Source organism: Sporosarcina siberiensis (assembly GCF_042681925.1).
GTDB lineage: Bacteria > Bacillota > Bacilli > Bacillales_A > Planococcaceae > Sporosarcina > Sporosarcina siberiensis.
In genome coordinates, this window is record NZ_JBHUGI010000002.1 from 56,090 (window position 1) to 77,823 (window position 21,734).

At 37.9% G+C, this 21,734-nt stretch carries 22 protein-coding genes, 3 pseudogenes and 1 riboswitch; of the genes and pseudogenes, 21 read left to right on the forward strand and 4 right to left on the reverse strand.

Annotation, left to right across the window (positions count from 1 at the left end; genetic code table 11):
* The 5 genes from rpmG to ACFSFY_RS00565 form a co-directional block, all read left to right on the forward strand.
* On the forward strand, nucleotides 1–84 hold an 84-nt coding region (gene rpmG, locus ACFSFY_RS00545), incomplete at its 5' end, for a 50S ribosomal protein L33 (RefSeq protein ID WP_381535340.1).
* Nucleotides 85–141: 57 nt separating this feature from the next.
* Nucleotides 142–720 (forward strand): 5-formyltetrahydrofolate cyclo-ligase, encoded by a 579-nt coding sequence (locus ACFSFY_RS00550; RefSeq protein WP_381535217.1) that lies wholly within the window; start codon nucleotides 142–144, stop codon nucleotides 718–720.
* Nucleotides 717–908 carry a YqgQ family protein gene (locus ACFSFY_RS00555; protein ID WP_381535218.1) on the forward strand — a complete coding sequence of 64 codons (192 nt, stop codon included), beginning with the start codon at nucleotides 717–719 and terminating at the stop codon, nucleotides 906–908. The genes ACFSFY_RS00550 and ACFSFY_RS00555 overlap by 4 nt, the downstream gene beginning before the upstream one ends.
* Nucleotides 909–1,054: 146 nt before the next feature.
* Entirely contained in the window at nucleotides 1,055–2,953 is a 1,899-nt protein-coding gene (locus ACFSFY_RS00560; protein ID WP_381535219.1) for an LTA synthase family protein, read from the forward strand.
* 91 nt (nucleotides 2,954–3,044) lie between these two features.
* Nucleotides 3,045–4,145, forward strand: a complete 1,101-nt coding sequence (locus ACFSFY_RS00565; RefSeq protein ID WP_381535341.1) for a YqgU-like beta propeller domain-containing protein — start codon at nucleotides 3,045–3,047, stop codon at nucleotides 4,143–4,145.
* A 45-nt stretch (nucleotides 4,146–4,190) separates the two neighbouring features.
* Here ACFSFY_RS00565 and ACFSFY_RS00570 read toward each other — a convergent pair whose 3' ends face one another.
* Nucleotides 4,191–4,367 (reverse strand): DUF2759 domain-containing protein, encoded by a 177-nt coding sequence (locus tag ACFSFY_RS00570; RefSeq protein ID WP_381535220.1) that lies wholly within the window; start codon nucleotides 4,365–4,367, stop codon nucleotides 4,191–4,193.
* 159 nt (nucleotides 4,368–4,526) lie between these two features.
* On the opposite strand from ACFSFY_RS00570, the gene ACFSFY_RS00575 reads away from it, so the two are divergent.
* The gene (locus ACFSFY_RS00575) at nucleotides 4,527–5,165 is read left to right on the forward strand and encodes an MBL fold metallo-hydrolase (RefSeq protein ID WP_381535221.1); all 639 of its coding nucleotides are present in this window, start codon (nucleotides 4,527–4,529) and stop codon (nucleotides 5,163–5,165) included.
* A gap of 54 nt (nucleotides 5,166–5,219) precedes the next feature.
* Here the strand turns inward: ACFSFY_RS00575 and ACFSFY_RS00580 are convergent, their stop codons facing one another.
* Entirely contained in the window at nucleotides 5,220–5,462 is a 243-nt protein-coding gene (locus ACFSFY_RS00580; RefSeq protein WP_381535222.1) for a DUF2626 family protein, read from the reverse strand.
* 330 nt (nucleotides 5,463–5,792) lie between these two features.
* On the opposite strand from ACFSFY_RS00580, the gene comGA reads away from it, so the two are divergent.
* From comGA to ACFSFY_RS00635, 11 genes are all read left to right on the forward strand, one after another.
* Nucleotides 5,793–6,800: a competence type IV pilus ATPase ComGA gene (gene comGA / locus ACFSFY_RS00585; protein WP_465270265.1), complete on the forward strand. Its 1,008-nt coding sequence runs from the start codon at nucleotides 5,793–5,795 to the stop codon at nucleotides 6,798–6,800.
* Nucleotide 6,801: 1 nt separating this feature from the next.
* The gene (gene comGB / locus ACFSFY_RS00590) at nucleotides 6,802–7,836 is read left to right on the forward strand and encodes a competence type IV pilus assembly protein ComGB (RefSeq protein ID WP_381535224.1); all 1,035 of its coding nucleotides are present in this window, start codon (nucleotides 6,802–6,804) and stop codon (nucleotides 7,834–7,836) included.
* 12 nt (nucleotides 7,837–7,848) lie between these two features.
* The gene (comGC, locus tag ACFSFY_RS00595) at nucleotides 7,849–8,187 is read left to right on the forward strand and encodes a competence type IV pilus major pilin ComGC (protein ID WP_381535225.1); all 339 of its coding nucleotides are present in this window, start codon (nucleotides 7,849–7,851) and stop codon (nucleotides 8,185–8,187) included.
* Entirely contained in the window at nucleotides 8,180–8,614 is a 435-nt protein-coding gene (locus ACFSFY_RS00600) for a prepilin-type N-terminal cleavage/methylation domain-containing protein (protein ID WP_381535226.1), read from the forward strand. Before comGC ends, ACFSFY_RS00600 begins: the two co-directional genes overlap by 8 nt.
* On the forward strand, nucleotides 8,607–8,906 hold the full coding sequence (locus ACFSFY_RS00605) for a hypothetical protein (protein ID WP_381535227.1): 300 nt from the start codon (nucleotides 8,607–8,609) through the stop codon (nucleotides 8,904–8,906). Before ACFSFY_RS00600 ends, ACFSFY_RS00605 begins: the two co-directional genes overlap by 8 nt.
* Nucleotides 8,891–9,340 carry a competence type IV pilus minor pilin ComGF gene (comGF, locus tag ACFSFY_RS00610; RefSeq protein ID WP_381535228.1) on the forward strand — a complete coding sequence of 150 codons (450 nt, stop codon included), beginning with the start codon at nucleotides 8,891–8,893 and terminating at the stop codon, nucleotides 9,338–9,340. Before ACFSFY_RS00605 ends, comGF begins: the two co-directional genes overlap by 16 nt.
* 191 nt (nucleotides 9,341–9,531) lie before the next feature.
* Nucleotides 9,532–10,047 (forward strand): shikimate kinase, encoded by a 516-nt coding sequence (locus ACFSFY_RS00615; protein WP_381535229.1) that lies wholly within the window; start codon nucleotides 9,532–9,534, stop codon nucleotides 10,045–10,047.
* Nucleotides 10,048–10,267: 220 nt separating this feature from the next.
* Nucleotides 10,268–10,359, forward strand: a riboswitch (glycine riboswitch).
* 140 nt (nucleotides 10,360–10,499) lie between these two features.
* Nucleotides 10,500–11,603: a glycine cleavage system aminomethyltransferase GcvT gene (gene gcvT, locus ACFSFY_RS00620; RefSeq protein WP_381535230.1), complete on the forward strand. Its 1,104-nt coding sequence runs from the start codon at nucleotides 10,500–10,502 to the stop codon at nucleotides 11,601–11,603.
* 26 nt (nucleotides 11,604–11,629) lie between these two features.
* Nucleotides 11,630–12,997 carry an aminomethyl-transferring glycine dehydrogenase subunit GcvPA gene (gene gcvPA / locus ACFSFY_RS00625; RefSeq protein WP_381535231.1) on the forward strand — a complete coding sequence of 456 codons (1,368 nt, stop codon included), beginning with the start codon at nucleotides 11,630–11,632 and terminating at the stop codon, nucleotides 12,995–12,997.
* Complete coding sequence (gcvPB, locus tag ACFSFY_RS00630) at nucleotides 12,990–14,450, forward strand: aminomethyl-transferring glycine dehydrogenase subunit GcvPB (RefSeq protein WP_381535232.1); 1,461 nt, start codon at nucleotides 12,990–12,992, stop codon at nucleotides 14,448–14,450. The genes gcvPA and gcvPB overlap by 8 nt, the downstream gene beginning before the upstream one ends.
* A 165-nt stretch (nucleotides 14,451–14,615) precedes the next feature.
* The gene (locus ACFSFY_RS00635; RefSeq protein ID WP_381535233.1) at nucleotides 14,616–15,395 is read left to right on the forward strand and encodes an enoyl-ACP reductase FabI; all 780 of its coding nucleotides are present in this window, start codon (nucleotides 14,616–14,618) and stop codon (nucleotides 15,393–15,395) included.
* Nucleotides 15,396–15,520: 125 nt separating this feature from the next.
* Here the strand turns inward: ACFSFY_RS00635 and ACFSFY_RS00640 are convergent, their stop codons facing one another.
* Nucleotides 15,521–15,850: a rhodanese-like domain-containing protein gene (locus ACFSFY_RS00640; RefSeq protein WP_381535342.1), complete on the reverse strand. Its 330-nt coding sequence runs from the start codon at nucleotides 15,848–15,850 to the stop codon at nucleotides 15,521–15,523.
* 151 nt (nucleotides 15,851–16,001) lie between these two features.
* Here ACFSFY_RS00640 and ACFSFY_RS00645 point away from each other — a divergent pair, with 151 nt between their 5' ends.
* The 4 genes and pseudogenes from ACFSFY_RS00645 to ACFSFY_RS00660 form a co-directional block, all read left to right on the forward strand.
* A complete protein-coding gene (locus ACFSFY_RS00645; protein ID WP_381535234.1) occupies nucleotides 16,002–16,838 on the forward strand; it encodes a lipoate--protein ligase family protein in 837 nt (278 codons plus the stop codon).
* 181 nt (nucleotides 16,839–17,019) lie between these two features.
* Nucleotides 17,020–17,811, forward strand: a pseudogene (locus tag ACFSFY_RS00650) (ribonucleotide reductase N-terminal alpha domain-containing protein); the annotation flags it as partial.
* Between the two features lie 746 nt (nucleotides 17,812–18,557).
* Nucleotides 18,558–19,178, forward strand: a pseudogene (locus ACFSFY_RS00655) (vitamin B12-dependent ribonucleotide reductase); the annotation flags it as partial.
* Nucleotides 19,179–19,461: 283 nt separating this feature from the next.
* Nucleotides 19,462–20,580: pseudogene (locus ACFSFY_RS00660) on the forward strand (vitamin B12-dependent ribonucleotide reductase); the annotation flags it as partial.
* 49 nt (nucleotides 20,581–20,629) lie between these two features.
* Here the strand turns inward: ACFSFY_RS00660 and ACFSFY_RS00665 are convergent.
* Complete coding sequence (locus ACFSFY_RS00665; protein WP_381535236.1) at nucleotides 20,630–21,631, reverse strand: DUF1385 domain-containing protein; 1,002 nt, start codon at nucleotides 21,629–21,631, stop codon at nucleotides 20,630–20,632.
* Between the last annotated feature and the right edge of the window lie 103 nt (nucleotides 21,632–21,734).

Sequence of the window (21,734 nt, forward strand, 5' to 3'; positions counted from 1 at the left end):
AAGCGTAACAATCCAGAACGTCTAGAAATGAAAAAATACTGCTCACGTGAAAAGAAACAAACTTTGCACCGTGAAACGAAATAATCGCTCATGCCAAAACCAGCCGGTTTTGGTTTTTTATTTCTGACAGGGGGTATAGACATGAATAAGAAGATAATGAGGAACGATATGCTTGCTGTCTTGAATAAGATGGAAAAGACTGAGCATGAGCAACTCTCATGCAAAATCACAGAACGTATTATTACTTCCAAGGAATTTAAGAATGCTGAAACAATAGGTATTACCATTTCAAGATTTCCTGAAGTAGACACTAGAGCTATAATAGAAGCCGCTTGGGCTTTGAATAAGAAGATTGCAGTTCCAAAATGTTTACCTGAAACCAGAGATATGGATTTTCGTAATATACTATCTTTTAATAATTTGGAAATTGTTTATGATCGATTATTAGAACCAATAATTAATAAAACTGAATCTGTACCAAAAGAAAGCATTGACTTACAAATCGTTCCAGGTGTAGTTTACACAACAAGAGGTTATCGAATTGGTTTTGGTGGTGGCTATTATGATCGCTATATTAAAAACTTTAAAGGCATTTCTATATCGCTTGCTTTTGAGTGTCAAATCACTAGTGGTGTTCCAGCGGAGAATCACGATATCCCTGTTGCTCAGATTTTTACAGAAAAACGGCAAATTATTTGCACTAAGGTTGATAACTTATGAAAGATCTATATAGTGTTATTTTATTATTGAAAAGGTTTGGTATATATGTTTACGCTGGAAATAGAAAAGATGATATAATGTTAATGCAATTGGAAGTGAAAGACCTCTATGATAGTGGTTTATTGTTACAAGAAGATTATTTAAAAGCGGTGCTTATTTTACGACAACAATTATCAATGTATACGTAAATAGTACTGTTTAATGTGGGCTTTTGACCCGTTATCACATGAAAATGAAACTTTTCATGATGTCAGCCGTCTAATGTATATGTAACCAAATAATAAATAGGAGAACAGAAATTACTCCAAAGCTAATTTTGAAAGGAAGAGAAGGAATGAAGAAATTTAGTTGGTCAAGACATTCCGTGCTCATCATTGCAATTGTTGCAACATGGATTACGACTTATATAGGCTATATCACTAGTTTTAATATGAAAATGGATAATAAGATGCAAGAATTCATCTTGCTTTTGAATCCACTTAGCTTCTTATTATTTATATACGGCCTTGCGTTATTCATGAAAAGCGCGAAGAAACGAAATATATATATTCTAACAGTAAGTATATTTACTTCAATAGTAATGTTAAGTAATGCTGTATTTTATAGATTTTTTAACGATTTCATTACGTTACCTGTGTTATTTCAAACGAACAACTTTGGCGATTTATCCTCATCGGTTACTGGTAATATGCATTTGACAGATATGCTTTTCTTTTCAGATGTATTGATTATCTTGTTGGCGATTCGTTTTATTCCTAAAGTAGAGCATGCCGAATACTCAGGAAAAACGACGAAAAAATTGTACTTTGTAATGACAGCGGTTGTTATGATGTTGAACTTAAGTTTGGCTGAAGCACAAAGACCGCAACTTCTTACACGAAGTTTTGATAGAGAATTGTTAGTTAAAAATATTGGAGCTTACAATTATCATCTCTATGATATTGTCTTACAAACAAAATCACATGCACAAAGAGTTCTTGCGGATGGCAGTGAGCTTGTAGAAGTGAGTAACCATATTAACGCAAATTATGCTGAGCCAGATCCAGAGAAGTTTGGTATAGCGAAAGGCCGGAATATAATTGCGGTGTCATTAGAATCTGTTCAATCTTTTGTTATTAATGAGGAAATGAATGGGCAAGTGATTACTCCATTCTTAAATGATCTAACAAAAGATCCAGACACATTTTATTTCTCTGATTTTTACCATCAGACAGGTCTTGGGAAGACATCCGATTCTGAATTTATACTTGAAAATTCTTTATACGGTGTAAATGGTGGTGCTGTTTTCTTCACTCATAGTGGAAACACATATGATTCATTATCTGAACGTCTTGGTGACAATGGCTATTTCACAAATGTGTTACATGCAAATGGACGTAGTTTTTGGAACCGCGACATTATGTATGATGCATTAAATATAGAAAAGTTTTATGATGTTGAAAGTTTTGAAGTAAGTGATGAAAACTCAGTTAACTGGGGTATGAAAGACATCCCGTTTGTTGAGCAATCTGTTGCTCATATGCAAGAAATGCAACAACCTTTCTACTCTCGTCTCATTACTTTAACAAATCACTTCCCTTTCGACTTAAACGAAGAAGATAAGTTAATAGAAGCTTTTGATTCTAATTCAACAACTTTAAACCAATATTTTCAAACAGTTCGATATACGGATGAGGCTATAAAAGTTCTATTTGAAGAACTGAAAGATAAAGGACTTTACGATAATTCGATTATAGTCATGTATGGTGATCATTATGGTATTTCCGAAAATCATAATAAAGCAATGGGTATGTATCTAGATAAAGAAATTACTCCTTATGATAATGCAAAGCAACAAAGAGTGCCTCTATACATTCATATCCCGGGTTATGGTGAAGGTGAAACAATCGATGAAGTATCTGGTCAAATCGATCTTCGTCCTACAATTCTTCATCTCATGGGACTTGAAACGAAAGGTGACTTGCAATTTGGTTCAGATATATTTTCTCCAGATCATGAACCATTTGTAATCTTCCGTGATGGCCGATTTGTAACCGATAAAAATGTCTTTGTAAAAGATGTTTGTTACGATACAGTAACCGGTGAAGAGGTTGACTCAGCAGGTTGTGACCCTTTTGTGGAAAGAGCATCAACAGAACTTGGTTATTCAGATATGACGATTATTGGTGATTTGCTAAGATTCAAAGATGAAGGAATTAGTAAACCTGAGTTCAAAGAATTTGAAAAAAAGTAAAACAATAAGACTGCACGGGGTGTTAACCTGTGCAGCATTTTTTTACATATTTACTGAAATTGAGTAGAAAGGGGCGTGCGTGGTGAGGAAAATGTTGTTCGCACTGTTTGTTACAGCTTTAATAGTAACAGGCTGTTCGAAAAAAAACGGTAATACTGAGAAAATTCCAGAGAAAACAGCACCAATTGAAGAAGAAGAAAGTATTACGGTGGAAGAATCAGTTGTTCATACATTAACATCCGATCAAGGAAAGTTTCATTTTATTGCAGATTGGCTAACAGATACGAGTATATTATTCGTTGAAAAGGATCAAAACAAGTACTTTTTAAAAATATTCGATTTTGAAACAGGTGATATAGCGATATTATTTGAAGATACTTCTGTAATAGCAGATGTGAAAATACATCCCTCAAAAGAGCTTATTTTATTACATACGAGCAACAATCCTACTTCTGCTACAATAAAAATACTTGGTTTAGACGGAATACTTAAAGATGAAATAACTGTCGAATCTTCAGAGTTATCTATTGAGTGGAATGATCTAGATCCTTCACTAATACTTCTTACTGCATTTCATCAAGATTGGACATACGATGTTTTTCTTTACGATGGTAAAAGTCTAGATAATGGATTTGGCTTGATAGATATTGGGAATCCATTTCCTAAATGGGCTGGCAAAGGCAGTATCCTAACTAATTCTCTTGATGAACATCCTCTGGATGGAGGAAGTCTCAATATTTATGATCTAGCTACCGATAAGTGGATAGCATCTGAATTAACCGATATCGTTTATGTAGATACATATGAAGAATCAATACTTGTAGTTCGTATTGAAGATAATGAAACTGCGCACTACTCAATTACAAATTTAGACGGCACGGTAACTGCAGATTGGCAAATGCCTGCCGTAAGTAATTATTCAGAATGGATTATACCAGAAATAAATTGGGTTACTGGAAACACTGTGATTTTAGCAACACATGATTTGGGTGGTCAATTAGACGTCCTTGACGAACCATATCGTCTCACTCGTGTTTCAGACGGACAACAGAAGCTTTTAGAAGGTAATGTTACACCGTCTTTGCTGCGTTGCTCTGCGAGCGGTGAAAGGTGTTTAACTGGTTATTCTGCAGAAATATTAATAAACACAGTAACTGGGGAAGAAAAGGTTTGGCTTAAGTTAACAGAATAAAAAACCCTTTGCATATTTAACTGCAAAGGGTTTTTTATTATCATATTATAGAGCTGGTGGGTAACCTTGAAAAACAATAGTTGCTACTGTAAAGCCTCCGAAAACAAGGAAAGCAATAAGGTTAAACGCGATACTCAAAGCGTTGCGTTCTTTAAATGCCTGAACCGTACCAACCAAAGCTAAAATACCGATAAGACCAAAAATAACCATTAATAAATTCATTGAGATGACACTCCTTTCAACACGGAAAAAATGAATGCCGTAAAGCAATATTCCTCTTCTATTGTAATGTTTAATCTTGAGTTTGTCGAGTATAATAAGTGACGATTGTTTGAATTCGCTTTAAGAATTACGTATTATAACGATGAGGAGGTTTTACAAATGCTAAAAGTAAGTACATATCCGCTTGGACCGATTCAAACGAATTGTTATATAATTCAAGATGAGACAAACCATTGTCTCATTATTGATCCAGGTGATGAAGGACATCGAATAATAAATAAAATTAAAAAAAATGAACTTACACCTGTTGCTATTCTACTAACCCACGCTCATTTCGATCACATTGGGGCAGTTGATGTCGTTCGTGATAAGTTTAATATTCCAGTTTATATTCATGAAGAAGAGGATGAATGGCTTTCGAACCCTGCACTTAATGGTTCAATAAAATATCCTGGGTTTCCAACCATAAATGGACGTAAAGCAGATGTTTTATTAAAAGGGAAAGAAGTATTGGAAATAGGTCCTTTCAAAATCGAAACGCGTCATACACCTGGTCATTCACCAGGCAGTTTGTCATTTATATTTAATGATTCAGGTTTTGCGGTTGTTGGGGATACATTATTTCAAAATGGTGTAGGTCGGACGGATTTAATAGGTGGTAGTACCGCTGTTCTTTTGAAATCCATTCATGACGAGCTGCTGTCGTTAGATGATGATTTCATTATTTATCCGGGCCATGGTGATTCAACAACGCCGATTTTAGAAAAAGATTCAAATCCTTATTTAAATGGTTTTTAAAAAATGAAAACAAAAAACAGCCTTTAAATAAAGGCTGTTTTTTTGGTGTTGGTATTAGTGTCCGCCACCTGGTAAGTGTATAAATGTTGAATAATAACTGAATCCGACCATAAACACAACCAGATATGATGCGAACATGTACATATACATACGCTCTGTTAGGTTTAGGAAGCCAAGTAGTAGGAAAAATACTGTACTTACTACAAAAAGCAATGTAGCAGTCATCATGTCACCAATAAAAAACATAACAGCGAATATACCTGTCCACCAACCCATAAGTTTAAACATATTATCCATGGATGCGCGTCCCTCCTTAAAAAAGTAATACAATAAGCTCATATTCATTATAAAGGATACCACTTGTAAAAGTAAACTTCAATCGTTGAGTGATTGTGACAATGCGGTGTAGATGATGCTTTAAGAAAATCAATAAAATGTGTTTAATGTTGAATACTGACTTTTAAGACTCATACACAATTCGACTTTGGCAAGTACCATTCCTTTTGCCTTATGTACATTGTATACTTTTTTTAGATGGATAACGGTCATCTGTCAAAAAAATGAATGAAAGTTTTTAAAAATAAATAGGCGGGTATAAAATCTGTCTTTAGAAAAAGAGGGTGTTAAATGGTACATCAAGAAAATGTGGTGGAGAGTAAGTGTATGAAGTTGCTTGAGAAAGCTGCTATTTATGAAGCGACTGACATTCATTTCGTACCGACAAATGACGGCTACGATATTTCATTTAAGAAAGATTCAAGACTCGATAAATCCGGTAAAGTTCCCCCACAATTAGCGGATCGCATGATTTCGTTTTATAAGTTTTTATCCTCGTTAGATATAAGCGACAGACGTAAACCCCAAAGTGGTTCCTTTCACAAACAGATACAAGGCGAGAATTTTTCGTTTAGAGTATCAACAATCCCTTCAATCCAATTAAAAGAAAGTGTTGTTATTCGTTTACAAAAGCATGATCGAATCGTTTCGCTAGACCGCCTATGTATAGAACAGTCTTGGGCCGATAAATTAAGGGAAGTTGCTTCGCTGAGACAAGGACTTGTTTTTATCACAGGTCCGACCGGTTCAGGCAAGACAACGACGCTATATTCTTTGACAGCTCATTGTGTAAATGAGTTGGAACGACAAGTCATTACACTTGAGGATCCTGTAGAGAACAATCATTCACACCTACTTCAAATCCAAGTGAATGAGCGCTCCGGTATGACTTATTCAACAGGGCTTAAAGCAATATTAAGACATTCTCCAGATGTCATTATGATTGGAGAGATTCGAGATAGCGAAACGGCCAAAATTGCAGTCAGTGCAGCTTTAACAGGGCATTTAGTATTTTCTACAGTCCATTCAAAGGATCCTGCCGGTTGCTTTCATAGGATGTTAGACTTTGGTGTTTCGCCAGAGGAGTTAAGACAAACGATTATTTGTATTGCAGCACAGAGGTTGATTCGTAATCAGGAGGGAGAAATGGGAGCTGTTTTTGAAATTATTACAGGTTCTTTGTTGGAAAATATGGCAGATTCGATTATTAAAGGTGAGCGAGTTGTATTTCCGAACGAACTGCAAATTGAAACACTTGTTCAAAAGTACAGTCATACTTCCCCTATTGTAAATGGTTAGATTGTCGAGAAAGAAAAAGCAATCGCTTCTTTATCGTCCTGAGTTTTTGTTAAGACTTTCAGTACTGCTAAAGGAAGGTTATACATTTTACGAAGCCCTTCGACTATTATTACCTCATCATATGACCGAGTACGAAGCCACTCTTTTGAAAATAGACGAGGAATTCAGAAAAGGTTTTGGAGTAGCTCATATTCTATCGATGCTTGGTTTCCATTCAAAGACATTGTTACCGATTGTAATTGCTGAAGTTGATGGACGACTTGCTGAAGCATTTACAAGTATGGGGAATCAATTGAAGAAAATTGAAACTGCTCAAGAAAGATTAAAGAAGTTATTAGCATATCCAATAGTTTTGTTTGTTTTTATAACAGGATTACTTTTAGCTTTTCGAAAATACTTTCTTCCGAATATGGAAGCACTCATTGTTTCTCGAAATAATGAGGAGGAAGGATTTTTATCGGTTTTACCTATGTTGGTTGTGAAAATACCTGATTTAATTATTGGAATAGGTGTTTTACTCGGGTTGGTTTGTTTTTCTTGTTACTATTTATATAAAAAGCTTGAACCAAAGAATAAAATTCGTTTTATTATGGATATTCCTATACTTGGTAATCTATTTTTAACATTAAAAACGCGGGCTTTTGCAAGTGAGTTGGGTAGTTTATTAGAGTCAGGGCTACCCATGCAAAACGCACTTGATGTATTGGTTTTACAAAGATTAGATGTAGTGCTGAGTGAAATTGCAGTTAATGTGAAAAAACATGTAATTTACGGAGAGCCGTTCCACTCGGCTGTTGGGCTGGTGGACGGGTTAACGAAACAGTTTTCTTCGTTCGCACAACACGGCTCGGATAGTGGTCATTTAGCGAAAGAATTAATTATTTACAGTGAACAGTTAGATGAAATGATTGATCGTCGTCTGGAATCAGGATTGGCAATGCTTCAGCCTTTGCTATTTAGTTTAATCGCTATCTGTATATTAGCGGCATACATCGCATTGTTGTTACCTGTATACGGGTTGATAGATAAAGTGTAAAAGGAGAAAAATATGAGTTGTTTAAAAAACCAACGTGGATTCACATTAATAGAAATGATGATTGTATTGCTAATAATATCTGTTCTGATATTGATTGCGATACCGAATGTAGCGAAACATTCGAAGTCGATTGACGAAAAAGGATGTCGTGCTTATTCAAAAATGGTTGAAGGACAAGTTGAGGCTTATAAAATGGATAATCGTAAAGTTCCAAGTCTTGTAGAGCTAAGCGATAGAGGTTACTTACCTATAGATGCAAAATGTCCTGACGGCAGTGAAATCAATATAGATAATCTTGGTATTGTGACAACTAAATGGGACGATAAATCAAGTGATCCAGGCGATGGCTAATAAGGAATCGGGTTTTACATTTGTTGAGATTGTTTTAGTCTTGGCAATCGTGTCCATTCTAACAGCAATTATAATTCCGTTAGGAGATCATTGGATACAAAAGAAAACTGAAGCAGATGCGATTCAATCTTTAATTCTTGAAATCCAAAGCGTGCAGAGTTACGCACTTGCGAATAACGCATACGCATGGATTTACTTTGATAATAATGGTAAGGAATACATCTCTAGTGCAACGGCGGGAAAGAGGTTGTCCAAGAAAGTTTTCCCAGAAGGAATAAGTTTGTCAAGTGACAGTCCTTTAAAAAGTGTTGGATTTACTGGCAATGGCAACATCAGCAGTCCTGGAACATTGACGTTGAAAATGCCTTCTGGTCTCGTTCAACTGCGGTTCCAATTCCAGCGTGGAAGGGTGATTGTTGGTGAATGAAAAAGGATACTCTTGGCCAGAAGCCATGCTCACTTTGTTAATTGTACTTATTGTTTTTGGTACGTTGCTTCCTCTCGCTACAAAAACTACTTCATTTATTCATGCTAAAAAACAATTGATGCGAGCGGCTGAAACTGCGTATCATGGATCTATTCTATATAAAGCATATCGAATCGACTCCGGTACTCATACAATTGAGGATTTAAATTACGATTGGAAGATTGATGATAATTCTGTTTGTGTGAGTTATTTAGTTATCGACAAGGAGGAGGAGAAATGTGTCGATTACTGAATCGTTTCAATCAATCGGGATACACGCTCATTGAAAGTTTGTTTCAGTTGATAATTTTGGCGATTTTCCTTCAACTATTTGTATTATTTTTCTTTTGGAAAACTCCTATCGAAGAGCAGTATTCAGATATCAAGTCTGTAGAGTGGGAGTTATTTGCAATCGATTTACAACAATTACTTGTAGAAGTACAAGAAATAGAGACGATTTCTGGGAATATGGGCATTCAATTTAGGACTGGGGAAAACAGTATACGAGTTGAAAAAAGTTCAAGTGTCATTCGGAAGAGAATAAATAGACTCGGACATGTTCCGCTACTTACCGGGATTCAATCTGTCACATTTTCTCTCACTGGAATAAATTTAATTGTGCATGTGATTATGCAGGATGGCTCCCAAAAAGAGAGGAGTTTCGCGGTTGGACGCTATCCGGAATGAAAACGGTGCTGTTTTAGCAGGAGCTATTATTTTATTATTTTTCGTTACCCTCTTTCTTTTCTCTATCGTTTCATGGCATGATAGTCTATATAGAATATTCGACTCGCTTGAAATGTATTATGAAAACGAAACGATAAGGATAATGAATAAGGATGACTAGTTGAAGTTCATCCTGCCGAACGGGTGAGAAAATGAAAAAGGTTTATTTAATAGGGTATATGGGATCTGGAAAAAGCGCCATAGGGAAAAGGTTGAGCTTTTCAACGAGGCTTCCATTTTACGATATGGATACTGAAATCGAAAAAAGATTAGGTATGACCATCCCTGAAATATTCGAAAAACACGGAGAAGCTTATTTTCGTGAAAAAGAAACGGAATTTCTGCGTACATTTCGTAATGAAAATTGCATCATCGCAACTGGTGGTGGCGTGGCGATGAGAAGAGAAAACAGAGAATTAATGCGCAGTTCAGGCCTGGTATTTTACTTGAATGCTCCTTTTCGAGATATATGGCGACGTATTTCGACAGATCGCAATAGGCCGATTGTACAACGTTCGACACGGATTGAGTTGGAACAGTTGTACAATGAAAGATTGCCACATTATTTAAAAGCCGCCCATTTTAAAGTTGAAACAGAAAATCGCACACTTCGACAAGTTACAGAATATCTTGCATTTCAAATCGGTAGACTAAAAGGGGATATTTGAGGATAAACAAGAATTCATTATGGATTCTTGTTTTTTTTGATTCCAATCGAAAGAATATTTAATTTACAACACCAAACACGAACTTTAGTTAACTATAAAATAATTTCGTTCGGTTTTGAGAGGTTAAATTAAAGCTATTGCACTGGCAGATAACAAATGTTAAGATATAGGTGAATGATTAAAAAAGTACTTAAGTAAAAAAACAACTGAATAATAGCGAATGATTGTATGGGGAGAGAACGCTAAGGCGTCGCCGAAGGAGCAAATAACGAAAGTTGTGAATCTCTCAGGCAAAAAGACTCATACATGACGCAACTCTGGAGAGTGTCGAATTGATTCGACCACCAACGAGGACAGCCGCAAGGTCAAACTTTCAGGTAAACGGACAGGGATTTCCTATTGTAACAGGGAATCTTTGTCTCTTTTTTTTGAAAAACAAGGAGGAATTTACTTTGACATCAACGTTGAAACGCACTGCATTATTTGATAAGTACGCCGAGCACGGAGGTAAGACCATTGATTTTGGTGGTTGGGATTTACCAGTTCAGTTTTCAAGTATCAAGGTCGAACATGAAGCTGTTCGAACTAAAGCAGGTTTATTTGATGTTTCACATATGGGCGAAGTTTTAGTGAGTGGAAAAGCATCGCTTCCTTACTTGCAAAAACTCATGACGAATGATGTTTCTAAGTTGAAAGTTGGTCAGGCTCAATATACGGCAATGTGTTATGAAAATGGGGGAACTGTGGATGATCTTCTTATCTACAAACGCAGTGAGGATAATTATTTACTCGTTGTAAATGCTTCCAATATTGAAAAAGATCTCGAATGGATGAATAAACATGCAATCGCAGATGTGAAGGTGGAGGATGCATCAGCCGACTACGCCCTTCTTGCACTTCAGGGTCCAATAGCGGAAAAGATTCTTCAAAGTTTAACAACAGAACCTTTAAATGAGATTGGATTCTTCCGTTTTAAAGAAAATGTATTAATTTGTGGACAACATGTCCTTGTATCTAGAACGGGGTATACAGGCGAGGATGGATTTGAACTGTATGCAACACCTGAGGCAATCGTTATTCTCTGGTCTGCTATCCTAAAGGCAGGAGAAAATGACGGTGTCATACCAGCGGGTCTTGGTGCACGTGATACGTTGCGCTTTGAATCAGGACTACCGCTTTACGGGCAAGAATTGTCTAAAGATATTTCACCACTTGAAGCAGGATTAGCTTTTGTTGTGAAATTAAATAAAGAAGAGGATTTCATTGGTAAAGAGGTCCTTGCTGCACAAAAAGAAAACGGCGTGAGTCGTAAACTTGTTGGACTTGAAATGATTGATAATGGTATTCCTCGTACAGGTTACACAGTATTGGTGGGGGAAGAGGTCATTGGAGAAGTTACTACTGGAACTCAGTCACCGACGCTTCAAAAGAATATCGGGTTTGCACTCATCAATGCAGAACATGCGGAAATAGGAACGGAAGTTATTGTCCAAGTTCGGAAAAGACTACTGAAAGCGGTAGTTGTTGCAACGCCATTTTATAAGCGAGAAAAATAAGACTTACAAAAAGGGGATTAGTGAACATGAAACATCGTTATATGCCAATGACAGAAACGGATCGCGCTGAAATGCTTAAAGTGATTGGTGTTTCTTCTGTAGATGAACTCTTTGCAGATATTCCGGAAAAAGTTCGCTTTAAGGGCGAATACAATATTAAAAAAGCTAAATCTGAAACTTCATTAACAAAAGAAATGTCAAAACTAGCTTCAAAAAATGCAAATGCACAAAACTACGCTTCGTTTTTAGGTGCGGGTGTTTACGATCATTACAAACCGATTATTGTAGATCATGTTATTTCAAGATCTGAATTCTACACAGCATACACACCGTACCAACCAGAAATTTCACAAGGGGAATTGCAGGCGATTTTTGAATTTCAGACAATGATTTGTGAGTTAACAGGTATGGATATTACAAACTCCTCGATGTATGACGGAGGTACTGCTCTTGCAGAAGCAGGAACACTTTCTGCTGGTCATACACGTAGAAAGAAATTACTTATTTCTGAAACGGTTAATCCAGAGGCGAGGGAAGTTGTGCTTTCTTATGCGGAGGGACAATCAATTGAAGTCGTAACAATTCCCCGAAAAGGCGGAATCACTGATCTTGAAAAGTTAGAAGAAATGATGGATGAGGATACTGCTGCTGTTCTCGTGCAATATCCAAACTTCTTTGGTCAAGTGGAGGACATTCAAAAAGTGGGGGAAATTACACATGCTTCTGGCGGATTATTCGTTGTGTCTGCAAACCCTTTAGCTCTAGGAATATTAACTCCTCCTGGTAAATTAGGTGCTGATATCACAGTTGGTGATGCCCAGCCATTTGGTATACCAGAATCATTTGGTGGACCTCACTGTGGTTATTTTTCAGTAACGAAAAAATTAATGCGTAAATTACCGGGTCGACTGACTGGTGAAACGATAGATGAAGATGGACAGCGCGGTTATGTTCTAACTCTTCAAGCGCGTGAACAACATATTCGTCGTGAAAAAGCAACATCTAATATTTGTTCGAACCAAGCGCTGAATGCTCTTGCGGCTTCTGTTGCAATGACGGCTCTTGGTAAAGTAGGAACTCAGGAAATGGCTTATCAAAATATCGTGAAAACAAGATATGCGAAAGATGCATTTACTAAAGCGGGCTTTACTGTCCTATTCGATGGTGCTCATTTTAACGAAATTGTTGTAGATTGTAAAAAAGCTATAAAAGAGGTAAATGCTCATTTGTTCACAAAGGGCATTCTTGGCGGATATGATCTTGGCCTTAAATATTCAAATCTAACAAATCATGCATTAATAGCTGTGACAGAACAACGTACAAAAGAAGAAATCGATGCACTAGTAGAAGAAATTGCTGCGTTTGTGCAGGAAACGGAGGCTCTCAATGCTTAATAAAAATCAGCCTTTAATTTTTGAACTAACGAAAGAAGGACGTATTGGTTATAGCCTTCCAGAACTGGATGTACCGGAAATAGATCTTTCGAGCTTATTGCCTGAAGGTTATAAACGTACAGAACCTGCTGAACTTCCAGAAGTTTCTGAGTTGGATATCATGCGTCATTACACGGCATTGTCTAACCGGAATCACGGAATCGACTCTGGTTTTTATCCGCTGGGATCATGTACCATGAAATACAATCCTAAAATTAACGAATCTGTTGCACGGTACCCTGGTTTTGCAAATATTCATCCACTCCAAGATGAGTCAACGGTTCAAGGTGCACTTGAAATGATGTACGATTTACAAGAGCATTTAGCAGAAATTACAGGTATGGACGAAATGACGCTTCAGCCAGCTGCAGGTGCACATGGTGAATGGACAGCTCTTATGATGATACGTGCGTTTCACGAATCAAATGGAGATTTCCACCGGACAAAAGTACTTGTACCAGACTCTGCTCATGGAACAAATCCTGCATCCGCTACGGTAGCTGGATATGAAACGGTGACTGTTAAGTCTGATGAGCGCGGTTTAGTCGATATCGAAGATCTTAAACGCGTTATCGGAGATGACACTGCAGCCTTAATGCTTACAAACCCGAACACTCTTGGGCTATTTGAAGAAGATATTCTAGAGATGGCGGCAATTGTTCACGGTGTCGGAGGTAAACTTTACTATGATGGTGCCAATTTAAACGCGGTTATGTCAAAAGCACGACCTGGCGACATGGGTTTTGATGCAGTGCATTTAAACTTGCACAAAACATTCACCGGCCCTCACGGAGGTGGTGGCCCAGGTTCTGGACCAGTAGGAGTTCATAAGGATTTGATTCCATTCCTACCATCACCAGTGCTCGTTAAAAAAGATGATGTGTATACATTCGATTATAATCGTCCACAAACAATGGGACGCGTAAAACCGTTTTACGGAAACTTTGGTATTTACTTACGTGCATATACGTATATTCGTTCAATGGGACCTGATGGCTTGAAGGCTGTCACGGAAAACGCAGTTCTAAATGCCAACTATATGATGCGTAAGTTAGAGCCATATTTTGACTTGCCGTATAAGCAACACTGTAAACACGAATTTGTTTTATCGGGTCGTCGCCAGAAAAAACTAGGTGTACGTACTCTTGATATGGCGAAGCGCCTATTAGATTTCGGCTATCATCCACCAACAATATATTTTCCACTAAATGTTGAAGAAGGTATGATGATTGAGCCAACAGAAACAGAATCGAAAGAAACTCTTGATTCATTCATCGATGCAATGATTCAAATTGCTAAAGAAGTGGAAGACAATCCTGAAATTGTACAAAATGCACCACATACAACTGTTATCAAACGTTTAGATGAAACAAGAGCAGCACGCACACCGGTACTACGATATATAAAACAATAAAGTATATAGAAAAAGCGATTACTCAGTTTAAGAGAGTAATCGCTTTTTCATTTATTATGCAGATTTTATTTCCATAAAAATTGTGTTATAATGAAATTAGTATCAGGTATTAATAATAGGTGTTGAGTTTAGAAGTAAAATACGAAGAGTTAACTGGAGGTTACTATGGACGATTTGCTTAAAATTAAAGATAAGAACATTGTAATTATGGGTGTGGCTAATGAACGTAGCCTCGCATGGGGTGTAGCACTGTCACTTCATAAAGCGGGTGCCAATTTAATTTTTACATATCGAAAAGAACGTTCGATGGAACGAATTAGTAAACTTTTAGAAGCAAATAATATGACGGCAAAACTAATTGTTCAATGTGATGTGAATGATGATGGAAGTATCCAACAAGCTTTTGTTAAAATCGGTAAAGAAGTGGACAGCTTATATGGTGTTGTACACTCTCTTGCATTCGCTCATGCGGAGGATCTGCGTTCTGATTTTGTGGATACGACAAGGAGTGGCTTTGCTTTTGCTCAAGATACAAGTGCTTATTCACTTATTGCTGTGGCGAAAGAAGCAAGACCGTTAATGACAGAGGGCGGCTCTATCGTTACAATGAGTTACCTAGGTGCTCAGCGCGTTCTTGATGGCTATAATGTGATGGGTGTCGCGAAAGCGTCCCTTGAGGCGAGCGTGAAGTATTTAGCAGCTAACTTAGGTGCAGATAATATTCGTGTAAACGCAATTTCTGCAGGTGCACTTCGTACTTTATCTGCAAAAGGAGTTCCGTCGTTTAATACGATTCTTCATAAAGTTGAGGAAACAGCACCGTTAAAAAGAAACATTACACAAGAAGAAGTTGGTAATATGACACTGGCAGTAATGAGTAATCTTTCAAGTGGAGTGACTGGAGAAGTTATATATGTAGATGGTGGATACAATATTATGGGATGACTTCCTCAGGAATAAATAAAGAGTATGCAGATGAACTTCTGCATACTCAATTTATTTAACGCCTATTACGGATGTTACCTACTCTATTATAGGAAACAGCAGTTCCTTATTTATGAGGAGCTTTTTTATTTGCTTTTTACCTTTCCGGTCCATTGGCGGAATCCACCTTGAAGATGGAAAAGATGAACATAATCTTTTTTCTTCAAAAATAAAGCCGCTCGTGCACTTTTCCCACCGTTTTGATCGTAAAGATAGACCGGTTTGTCAGGTCGTACTTCTTTAAAGCGTTGACGAAATTGTGAATAAGGAATGTTTCTAGCACCTAAAATATGGCCTGCATCGAAGTCTTTCGATTCTCGTACATCAATGAGCTGTGCTTTTCTATATCCTTCAATGAATTGCTCCTGCGTTAAGTTTGTAACTGCTTTCCTTAAACGTAGAGCTGTGATAACCATGTAGATAATTAGTGCTAACACAATTCCTACACTTACATATAAAAAATCCACAACATATTTCCCCTTTCTCTGTACTTTTCTATTATAAGAGATTGGGTAGCACTATTTCAATGATGATGATAAAATGAAATTCGTTATAAGGAGGATTCCAATGAAAAAAACAACATGGCACTTTATAAATTCGGGGAAATGCAGTCCATCTTTTAACATGGCACTTGATGAAGCGCTCCTTGAATGGCACAGTCAAGGAGAAATAGGACCTGTACTCAGATTCTATGAATGGGAGCCTGCGACCTTGTCGATTGGCTATTTTCAAAGTGTAACAAAAGAAATTGAGATGGAAGTAGTTGAACGACTGGGGCTTGGTTTTGTAAGACGTCCAACGGGTGGAAGAGGTGTTTTACATGAACATGAACTGACATATAGCGTGATTGTCCGTGAAGACTATCCTGATATGCCTGAAACTGTTACAGAAGCCTATCGTGTAATTTCTGGTGGTGTATTGGATGGATTTAAAAATCTTGGCCTTGATGCATACTTTTCAATTCCAAATGATTCCAATGAAACAGCGGATTTAAAAAAACCGAAAACTGCTGTATGTTTCGATACTCCGAGCTGGTACGAACTAGTCGTTGAAGGAAAAAAAGTTGCTGGTAGTGCGCAAACAAGGCAAAAAGGTGTCATTTTGCAACACGGTGCAATTTTACTTAGTCTTGATGAAGAAAAGTTAATTTCTTTGTTCAAGTTTAGCTCTGAAGAGCAACGACAACGAATGCGAGTAAGTCTGCCTGAAAAAGCGGTCGCGATCGATCGTTTAGCGAATCGAGATATTCCCATAACAGAATGCATCGAAGCTTTTTCGAAAGGTTTTGAAAGTGCACTTAATATAGAGTTGGTTCCTTATGAGTTGTCTGTTGAACAACTTCAATATGTAAATGAAATTGAACAAAGAAAGTATGCAAACGATAATTGGACGTTTAAGAAATAAAGGATAGAACTTTAGATTCATTTCCTATATAAGTGTTACAAAGAACGCTATTATTTATGGCTTTGTTAAACAAAGTAAAGTTGAAATCATTGAACAAGAAGTCAATATACAGTATGTTTAAGAGTGGTTATGGCACAACATATTGTGTTTAGTCAGAAAAATTAAAAAGGAGGATGAGTCAATGGTTATTACTTCAAAGCATCATCTGCCGAAATTGAACAAAGAACAATTAAACAAAGATATCGCTAAATTCCCACAAGTGCATCCAATCACGGAAGAAATGCATATTGAACACCAAGGCGTTTCAAGACTCGTAATGATTGATAGATATTCATTTAAAGATACGGAGAAAAAAACGTTGAGTGTTGGCGATTTTGTAGTTTTAACTGTAAAAGAAGATCCGAAGTTTCCAGCACGTGGGCTCGGCTATATTACAGCACTCGATAAACAGAATGGGACAGCAGAAATTTGGATTGAATTAGATTACCGTTCTGCAATAGATAATCCAGAAGAGCAAGCGACCGGAGTTATTAAAAGGTCAATAGAGGTTGTAGAAAAACCGCTTGAGGTTTATTACGAACAAATTGCAAAACGGAATGCTACGGGACTTGCGTCTGTGGAAACTACAGAAGATCAGCGAAAAGAATCGTTTAATCGTTTTTATGATCAACTGTCACAACTCAACTTCATCCCAGCAGGCCGAGTACTTTATGGTGCTGGCTCAGATACGGATGTGACATTTTTCAATTGTTACGTCATGCCGTTTGTATCTGATTCCCGAGAAGGTATTTCGGATCACCGCAAACAAGTGATGGAGATTATGAGCCGAGGCGGCGGAGTTGGAACGAACGGTTCGACACTTAGACCGCGCAACACTCTTGCAAGAGGCGTCAACGGAAAATCATCTGGGTCTGTTTCATGGCTTGATGATATTGCGAAATTGACACATCTTGTCGAACAAGGTGGATCCCGTTAACTTAACACGGCGGGATTAAAATTCTGCGAATTGCTGGAACACCCTTAGAGCCTTGTTTACCACAACGTGACCGGTGACGGTGGGCGTGATGGTTTGAAAAAAGCAAGGATTGGGCAATCAGCAGCGAAGGGTCTTTGGAAACGAAGATCAACGTTCAACGACTATTAAAACTTCCTAAAGCTTTTTGATTGTGGATAAATTGAAAGCAAAGGAAGAAGTAAACCATAACAAACGGCAACGTGGTTATGGGGCGCAGGACATAGATGAATTTATAATTTTTCATCTATGATGAGATAGTCTGATCTCATGTGAAAGCATGAGAGCTAGGCAGAAATGACCTAGCCCTCTCGGTGTAAAATGAGAGAGTAACAATCAGCGTGGAGCTCAAATGATCATGCTAGCGGATTAAATAACATTGCTAGTCCGCGTCGTCCAGACAATGGACGATTAGAAAACTGGGTGAATTGCGAAAAACTCCTTAGAGACCATTAAGCTACAACGTGACCGGAAACGGTGAGCGTGAATGCTGAAAAATTAATGGTATTGGACAATCCGCAGCCAAGCACCGCATTAGGTGAAGGTTCAACGACTATCGAAAACATTCATGACGAATGGAAGTAGAGTAGGGAAGATACAGTTCTTTCCGAAGCGCCCAGCCCCTAACAGATCATGCTGAGGGTGATGATATAGTCTACTCCGTCTGCATATTGCAGAGAAATATCCTGAAAAGGACGGTATTTAGGTGGCATCCTGATATTTTCGAGTTTATTATTTCGAAAATGCAGAATCCGCGGATTCTACGTTATCTTCTGGAACATACGGAAGAAGAATTGATAAAAAAACTCGTAAGTGAAAAACTGAAATTTAAAGCACTCACGACGCAAGAAGAAGCCATGTATCAAGGTATTCTTAACTACCAAACAATACCAGGCCTAGGTGGGTTCAATGAAGCCATCCTTAAAGAAGCTGAAACGAAATTACGCGATGGCGGTACGTATTCGGTACATAACGAAGAGTTCCTTACCGGCGCAAACATTTCAATCACTTTAACAGACGATTTTATGAAGGCCGTCGAAGAAGATGCGGATTATAATCTTAGATTCCCAGCAGTTGAACAGTATTCTCCGGAAGAAATGGCTACGTATAATGAAAAGTGGCATGAAATCGGAGATGTGCGAGAGTGGGAAAAACAAGGATACGGCGTTCGTGTTTATCGGACAATTAGAGCCCGCGCACTATGGGATCTCATTAATATTTGCGCAACCTATTCTGCAGAACCAGGTATTTTCTTTATTGATAATGCAAACAAGGATACAAATGCCAAAGCATACGGCCAGCAAGTCGTAGCTACAAACCCGTGTGGTGGACTTCGCCTCACGTTAATAATTGCGGGATGAAGCGGGAAAGCTGAGAAATAGTATAATTACAATACAATTGTACTTGCCAATCCGAACCGAAGGCTGAGGGTAATACTTCAGTCAGGGGCAACGCATACCTGGTGATCCTGTCTTCTACAATAAGAAAACAGACTATAATCCAGGCACGAGACCGCAACACTGTGAAAGAACAGTGAAAATGTATGCTGAACTTACAGGAAGAAAAACTGTAAGAACTAGAGGATAAAAAGCCTTTAGGATAACAAAATTGGAACAACCATTAGCACCTTATTCGGTTTGTAACCTGGCTGCTGTAAACCTTGCTGAAGTAGTAAATAAAGATTCGAAAACTGTGGATTTTGAAAAACTGAAGGAAATTGTATCTGTAGGTGTTCGAATGCAAGACAACGTCATCGACGCTACGCCGTATTTCCTAGAAGATAATAAAGTACAAGCCCTCGGTGAACGCCGCGTCGGACTTGGTGTAATGGGTCTTGCGGATCTTCTAATCTATTGTGAGAACGTGTACGGTTCTGTAGAAGGGAACGAGCTTGTCGACAAAGTGTTTGAAACAATCGCAACGACAGCGTACCGTGAATCAATTGAGCTTGCGAAAGAAAAAGGAAGTTTCCCGTTCCTCATCGGAAAAACAGATGAAGAGACGGCTAGTCTTCGTAATGCATTTATTAACACTGGATTCATGAAAAGAATGCCGGAAGATATCCGTGAATCGATTCTTGAACACGGCATCAGGAATTCCCACTTACTGACAGTTGCTCCTACGGGATCCACTGGAACAATGGTAGGAGTTTCCACCGGATTAGAGCCATATTTTTCCTTTTCGTATTACCGCAGTGGACGTCTTGGTAAGTTTATCGAAGTGAAGGCGAAAATTGTGGATGAGTATTTGGAGCGTAACCCGGAAGTAGATCCGGATAATTTACCAGAGTGGTTCATTTCATCAATGAGCCTTGCACCTGAAGCGCATGCGGACGTGCAGTGCATCATTCAGCGCTGGATTGACAGTTCCATCTCGAAAACGGTCAACGCGCCACGTGGCTACACAGTGAAGCAAGTAGAGAGCGTCTATGAACGTCTTTATAAAGGCGGAGCAAAAGGCGGAACGGTTTATGTTGATGGTAGCCGTGACTCCCAAGTGCTTACACTGAAAGCAGAAGAGAATGAAATGGACTCAGATTATACAGAAGAAGCAATTGAGAAGCGTCCAATTATGTTGGTTGAAACAATTCAAGACCTTCGATCAACAAACGTTACAATTGGATCTGAAACAGGAGATACATGTCCCGTCTGCCGTCAAGGAACAGTGCAAGAAATGGGCGGTTGCAATACTTGTACAAATTGCAATGCGCAATTGAAATGTGGACTATAAAAAACAACGAAAAAAGACATCCAACTCATTTGAGAAGGATGTCTTTTTTTTATTGAACAGCGAGTGGATTTGTGTCGACATCTAAATCTGATTCAGAATTTGTGTTTACAGCAACTTTTAGAGCTGCAACTCCGTATTTTTCAACTTCAATTAATTTTTCGAAAGAAGCAATGGCTACCTCAACCTGTTCATTATCAGGTTCTTTTGTTGTGAGAAGTTGTAGCCAAAGACCAGGATAGCCTAGGTATTTTAATACAGGGACATTTCGAAGTGCATTTGTTGCTTGGAGAACTTCAAACGAAATACCGAGTACAACTGGAATCAGAAGAATTCGGTTTACAATACGTAACCAAAATGGATCCGCAGGAACTAAAAAGTAAACGAACATCCCGACAATTACTGTAAACAACATGAAACTACTACCACAACGGAAATGGAGTCTGGATTGTGCTTGGACATTTTCAACGGTAAGTGGTAATCCTTGTTCGTAAGCATTTATTACTTTATGTTCGGACCCGTGATATTGAAATACTCGTTTAATAAACGGTGTCATTGAAATTAGAGAAATATACGTAATTAATAATATGAGTTTAAAGAAACTTTCCAGTAAAATTTGTGCCGTCTTCTCGGGAGCTACGAAGTAAAACATTTGCGCGAGAAATACTGGAATAAGAGTGAAAATAAATTTACCGAAGATGAAAGATAGTACACCAACTGCTGCAACACCAAGAATCATTCCTAACTTGGATGTTTCCTCTGGCTCGATTTCCTCTTCGTCACCAGGCATTACATCGTAACGCTCAGTAGCAAAGGTTAAGTGTCTTGACCCGATGCCAGCAGATTCAAAAAGTGCTACGAGTCCGCGAATAAATGGAATTTTTTTTAGCTTCATACGAACTGCATTCTTTTCTTTAGGTAGATGAAAATAATCAATTGAATCATCTTTTCGTCTAATTGCGGTAATTGTATGATCTTTACCAGCGAACATTACGCCTTCGACGAGTGCTTGACCTCCGTAAACAGGAGATGCTGTTACACGTTCTTTTTCCATTATTTACCCACACTTTCTTTTCTATCAGTATCCCACTATATATCTTTCATTGTACTAAATAATTGTTTTCTACTCCACAATAATGTTTAAAACTTTGGAATCC